The organism is Streptomyces sp. NPDC089915, assembly GCF_040684675.1.
Classification (GTDB): domain Bacteria; phylum Actinomycetota; class Actinomycetes; order Streptomycetales; family Streptomycetaceae; genus Streptomyces.
Map to the genome: position 1 here is coordinate 1 of NZ_JBFBGN010000229.1, position 5,620 is coordinate 5,620.

The 5,620-nt window shown below is 74.5% G+C and carries 5 protein-coding genes; 4 read left to right on the forward strand and 1 reads right to left on the reverse strand.

Annotated features, from left to right (window positions below):
* The coding region (locus AB0O29_RS33770) for an FAD-dependent monooxygenase (protein ID WP_365159620.1) at positions 1 to 1,581 on the reverse strand (1,581 nt) is incomplete at its 3' end.
* A gap of 328 nt (positions 1,582 to 1,909) precedes the next feature.
* Between AB0O29_RS33770 and AB0O29_RS33775 the strand changes: the two genes are divergently transcribed.
* From AB0O29_RS33775 to AB0O29_RS33790, 4 genes are all read left to right on the forward strand, one after another.
* Positions 1,910 to 2,140 carry a phosphopantetheine-binding protein gene (locus AB0O29_RS33775; RefSeq protein WP_365159623.1) on the forward strand — a complete coding sequence of 77 codons (231 nt, stop codon included), beginning with the start codon at positions 1,910 to 1,912 and terminating at the stop codon, positions 2,138 to 2,140.
* The gene (locus tag AB0O29_RS33780) at positions 2,137 to 3,387 is read left to right on the forward strand and encodes a cytochrome P450 (protein ID WP_365159626.1); all 1,251 of its coding nucleotides are present in this window, start codon (positions 2,137 to 2,139) and stop codon (positions 3,385 to 3,387) included. Before AB0O29_RS33775 ends, AB0O29_RS33780 begins: the two co-directional genes overlap by 4 nt.
* Positions 3,384 to 4,121 (forward strand): thioesterase domain-containing protein, encoded by a 738-nt coding sequence (locus AB0O29_RS33785; RefSeq protein ID WP_365159629.1) that lies wholly within the window; start codon positions 3,384 to 3,386, stop codon positions 4,119 to 4,121. The genes AB0O29_RS33780 and AB0O29_RS33785 overlap by 4 nt, the downstream gene beginning before the upstream one ends.
* Before the next feature lie 57 nt (positions 4,122 to 4,178).
* The coding region (locus tag AB0O29_RS33790; RefSeq protein WP_365159632.1) for a polyketide synthase at positions 4,179 to 5,620 on the forward strand (1,442 nt) is incomplete at its 3' end.

Here is a 5,620-nt window from a genome sequence, read left to right on the forward strand (position 1 = left end):
TTCCAACCGCCTGGCCCGCTTCCTCGGCCAGCACGGCATCTCCTCCAGGGTCGTCCGCGCCTGGCCGAGCAGCGCCGCGTTCTTCTCCTCCCACGCCTTGAAGCGCTCCTCGGGAGCCGCCTCCGCCGCGCCCACCGAGTCCGCCGCCCAGGCCACATGGCCGTCGGGGCGCACCAGCAGGGCCGCCGGAGCGGGCACCTCGCCGACCGGCGGGACCGGCCACGACTCGTCCTCGCTGCGCGCCTCCACGAGGTCCACGCGGTCGGCCCAGCCCGCCGCGGCCGCCGCCACCTCCCCGCCGCCGCGCAGGTCGAACAGGACCGGGCGGGCCGCATGCAGCAGCGGGTACACGCCGGTGACGCCCGCGTCCGTCTTGAGGTCGGCGTCGAAGACCCGGCGCCCCTCCATCGGGTGGTCGCCGCCCACCGGGTAGCGGACGTCCAGCGCCGTCAGCATGTGCCGCAGGACCCGGTTGACGTCGTCGAAGACCATCAGCGAACCGAACACCTCGCGCAGCGCGTCCGTCGCCGCGCCCGGCCGGGCCAGCGCCGCCTGCGCCCGGGTGTTGTGCAGCACCCGCTCCCCGACGGGGTGGCGTTCGGCGTGGTAGGTGTCCAGCAGCTCCTCCGGCGCCCGGCCCAGGACCACCGAGGCCAGCTTCCAGCCCAGGTTGACCGCGTCCTGCACCCCCATGTTCAGACCCTGCCCGCCGGCCGGGAAATGGATGTGCGCGGCGTCGCCCGCCAGCAGCACCCGGCCCCTGCGGTACTCGGCGGCCTGCCGGGCGGCGTCGTTGAACCGGGACACCCAGCGCGGCGCGCGCATGCCGAAATCGGTGCCCGCGACCCTGATCAGCGACTCCCTGAGCTGCTCGAACGTCGCCGGCTCGTCGCGGTCCGCGACCCGGTCGTACTCGGAGGTGATCACCCGGTACCAGCCCGGCTCGAAGGCGATCGCCGAGTAGTCCCCGCCCGGCGTGCGCCGCACCCAGACGTAGTCCTCGGGCAGGTCCGGGAGTTCGACGTCGCCGATCAGCGCCGTCATCGTCGCCTCGGTGCCGGGGAAGCCGATGCCCGCCAGCTTGCGCACCGTGCTGCGCCCGCCGTCACAGCCCACCAGGTAGCGGGCGCTCAGCCGGGCGCCGCCCTCCCCGCCCGTCTCCAGCTCGACCGTCACCGTCTCCGCGTCCTGGCGGATCCCGCTCACCGCGGCCGACCGCCGGATCCGCACGCCGAGCTCGACGGCCCGCTCCTCCAGGAGCCGTTCGACGGCCGACTGGAGGATCATCAGCGGATAGGGGTGCCTGGACTCCGACTCGTCGAACTCCAGATAAAGACCGGAGAAATGGCCGACCGGCTGCGGCTCGCCCTCCGCCAGGAACCGGTCGAGGATCCCGCGCTGGTCCAGCACCTCCAGGGTGCGCGAGTGGATCCCGCCGGCCCGGGACTCGCCCGTGCGCTCCGCGAGCCGCTCGACCACCACCACGTCGGCGCCCGCCAGCCGCAGCTCGCAGGCGAGCATCAGCCCCGTCGGCCCGGCACCCGCGACGATCACGTCCGCGTCCGTACCCGTATGCCCCACGTCGTTCCCCCTCGTTCGACTGCGCCTCTAACGCCGTTAAATCCCCCTCACGTTCACTGAACGCGAATCGGCCGGTCAAGGAACGCCACCGCCGGGACGGGACGGCCCGCGGCCGCACTTCTGCTGTCCCGCCGGCGGGACGGTCCCGGCAGCAGGCCCGCCGGCGCACTCTCAACCCCATTCGCCGGCGGACACCGGGCACCGCCCGGGCGGTACGGGCCGACGCGCATCCACGCGAGACTCGGTCCGGCCGCTCGCGGACGTGTCCCGCCGGCGGGACGGCACGGCCGGGGGAACCCCCGGCCGGCGGAGGAAGGACAGACGGGCAATGGGATCTTTGGGCCAGGAAATCGCGGAGCTCTGGGGAGAACACCTCGGCCGCGAGGTCGGCGTGGAGGACGACTTCTTCACGATCGGCGGCAACTCCCTCAGCGGCATCAAGATCATCGAACAGGTCACGGAGCAGTACGGCGTCCAGCTGTCCGTCCGCGACTTCTACCTGGCGCAGACCCCGGCCCGGGTCGCCGAACTGATCGAGCAGGGGAGGACCGGGGCGTGAGGCTGACGCCGGGTCCCGCCCGCGACGTCGACCTCGCCGCCGTCGACCTGTTCGACCTGGACCTCTACGGCACGGGAGACCCGCACCCCGTCTGGGACGCGATGCGGGAGCGGGCGCCCCTGCACCACCAGGTCCTGCCCGACGGCCGCGCGTTCTGGTCCGTCACCCGCTACGAGGACGTCCGCCGCGTCCTGAGCGACCACCGCGAGTTCACCTCCGAACGGGGCACGGTCCCCACCCACCTCGGCACGGACGATCCCGCCGCCGGGGTGCTGATGACCTCCACCGACCCGCCGCGGCACACCGAGGTCCGCCGGCCGCTCGGCTCCAAGCTCACGGCGCGCGCGGTGCGGGTCTGGGAGGACCGGATCCGCGCCACGGTCGTCCGCTTCCTCGAACCCGCCCTGGACGGCGCCGTCTTCGACCTGGCCGAGCAGGCCCTCCTGCTGCCCGCGCTGGTCACGGGCCCGCTGCTCGGCATCCCGGAGAAGGACTGGGAGGAGCTCGTCCGGCTGACCGCCATGGTGACGGCCCCCTCGGACCCGCACTTCCGCCTGGGCAGCGAGGCCGCGACCCTGGCCATCTCCCACCACGAGCTCCTCACCTACGTCCGCGACTGGGCCCGCACCCACCGGGCCGCCGGCGTGGAGGACGAGAGCCTGCTCCACCACCTCACGAGCGTCCGCCCGGGCGGCGAGCCGCTGTCCGACGAGGAGATCGCCCTCGACGGCTACAGCATCCTGCTCGGCGCCAACGTCACGACCCCGCACACCGTCTCCGGCACGGTCCAGGCGCTCATGGAGCGCCCCGAGCAGTACCGGAAGGCGGCGGCCGACCCGGCCCTGGTCCCGAACCTCGTCGAGGAGGGCCTGCGCTGGACCTCGGCCGCCTGCAACTTCATGCGGTACGCGGTGGACGACGTCGAGATCGCCGGGGGCACCGTCCCGGCCGGCGGCGCGGTCGTGGCCTGGATCGGCTCGGGCAACCGGGACGCGTCCGTCTTCCCCGACCCGCACGCCTTCGACATCACCCGGGCCGGGGCCAAGCGCCACGGCGCCTTCGGGTTCGGCCCGCACTTCTGCATCGGCGCCCCGCTGGCCCGGATGACGCTGCGCGTCTTCTTCGAGGAGCTGCTCGCGCGCTTCGAGTCCCTCGAACCCGCCGGCGAACCGCAGCACCTGCGGTCGTACTTCATCGCCGGCCTGACCCACCTGCCCGTCACCGGCGAGAAACGGCGGACCCCATGACCACCGGCACCACCACCGCCCCCTCGCCGTGGTTCGTCCGCCCGCCCTCCGCCGACGCCCCCGCCCGGCTGCTGTGCTTCCCCTTCTCCGGATCCGGGGCCTCGGCCTACAGCGCCTGGCCCGCCGCGATCGACGGGGCGGAGGTCTGCCCGGTGCAGTTCCCCGGCCGCGAGAACCGGCTGGCGCACCCGCACTACGGCACCTACGAGGACCTGGCCGACGCCCTCGTCGAGCCGCTCGCCCCGCTCCTGGACCGGCCGTACGCGATCTTCGCGCACTGCGCCGGGGCGATGCCCGCGTACGAGACCGTGCTCCGCCTCGCCGCCCGCGGCCTGCCCGCACCGCGGTGCCTCTACGTGTCGGCCCAGCCCGCCCCGCACGAGGCCTCGCTCGACCGGATGCTCGGCCTGACCGAGGCCGAACTGCGGGCCGAGCTGGAGGCGTTCGTCCGCGGCCGGGGGATCGAACCCCGGCCGGACATGATCGACCTGGGCATGTTCGTGCTGCTGCGCGACCACGCCGCCGCCGGCGCCTACCGGCGGACGGAACCGGTCCGGCTGGCCTGCCCGATCGTCGTCCTGCACTGGCGCGAGGACACCGACGTGCGCCCCGAGGACCTCCAGGGGTGGCGCCGGTACTCGGACTCGGTCGAGTTCCGGACGGTCGCGGGCGGCCACTACGACTTCATGGACGCGCCGGACGAGCTGCTGGGGTCCCTGACCTCCTGGCGCTGAGACCGCCGCCGTCCGCCCCCCCCAGCCACAAGCCGAGAGAACCGGAAGGGAATGCGTATGAGTGGCGCCGCCGCCGACATCGCCGTCGTCGGGATGTCGTGCCGGTTCCCCGGTGTGAACGACCCGCGCGCGTTCTGGCGCCTCCTGCTCGACGGGGAGTCCACCGTCGGGACGTTCCCCGCCTCCCGGGCGGCGGGACCGGACCGCCCGGCCCATCCGGACGCGGCCACCCTGCGGCGGGGCTCCTTCCTCGACTCCATCGACGGGTTCGACGCGGAGTTCTTCGGCGCCGGACCGGCCGAGGCCACCGCGATGGACCCCGTGCAGCGCCTCGGCCTGGAGCTCGCCTGGGAGGCCGTCGAGGACGCGGGCGTCCCGGCGGGCAGCCTCGCGGGCCGTGAGGTCGACGTCGTGGTGGGCACCGCCCCCTCCGGCTACGACCTGCTGCGCAGGCTCTCCGGAACCGACCGGGACGACCACTACGCCGCCCTCGGCTCCAACGGGGCGATGATCGCCAACCGGATCTCCGCCCTGTTCGACGTCCGCGGCATGAGCTTCTGCGCGGACTCCGGCCAGTCCTCCTCCCTGGTGTCGCTGGCCCTGGCCTGCGAGCGCATCCGCGCCGGCGCGGTCGACCTGGCCCTCGCCGGCGGCGTGCACCTGATCGCCGATCCGCAGTCCGGTGCCGCCCTCGCCGACCTGGGCGCCCTGTCGCCCGACGGCCGCTGCTACACCTTCGACGAGCGGGCCAACGGCTTCGCCCGGGGCGAGGGCGGGGCGTTCGTCCTGCTCAAGCGGCTCGACCTGGCCGTCGCCGACGGCGACCACGTCTACGCGGTGGTGCGCGGCTGGGGCGTCGGCAGCGGCGGCGCGACCACCCGGATGCCCGACCCCAGCCCCGCCGGGCAGGCGGCCGCCGTCCGGGCCGCCCTCGCCCGCGCGGACGTCCCCTTCGACACCGTCGACTACGTCGAGGCCCACGGCACCGGCACCCGCATGGGCGACCCGGCCGAAACGGCCGGCCTGCGCGAGGTGTTCCGGGAGACGGGCCGCGTACGCCCCCTGGTGATCGGCTCGGCGAAGACGAACGTCGGGCACCTGGAGCCGGCCGCCGGAATCGTCGGCTTCGTCAAGGCGGCGCTCTGCCTGGACCGGGCCCGGCTGGTCCCCAGCCTGAACTTCCGCTCCCCGAACCCCGCCATCGCCGGCTTCCACGAGCACTTCGAGGTCCTGAGCGCCGCCCGCCCCTGGCCGGCCGTGCCCGGACGGCCCCGGCGCGCGGGCGTCTCGGCGTTCGGCATGGGCGGCACCAACGCCCACGTGATCCTCGAACAGGCCCCCGAGGCCCCCGGGACCACCGACGCGCCCGAGGCGTCCGGCGCACCCGCCGAGGCCACCGGCGCTGAGCTGCTGGGCCTGGGACATGGCGAAGACGAACTCGGGGTGCTCGTCCATCAGGGCGACCACGTTGGAGGCGGTCCGGGACACCTTGCGGACCG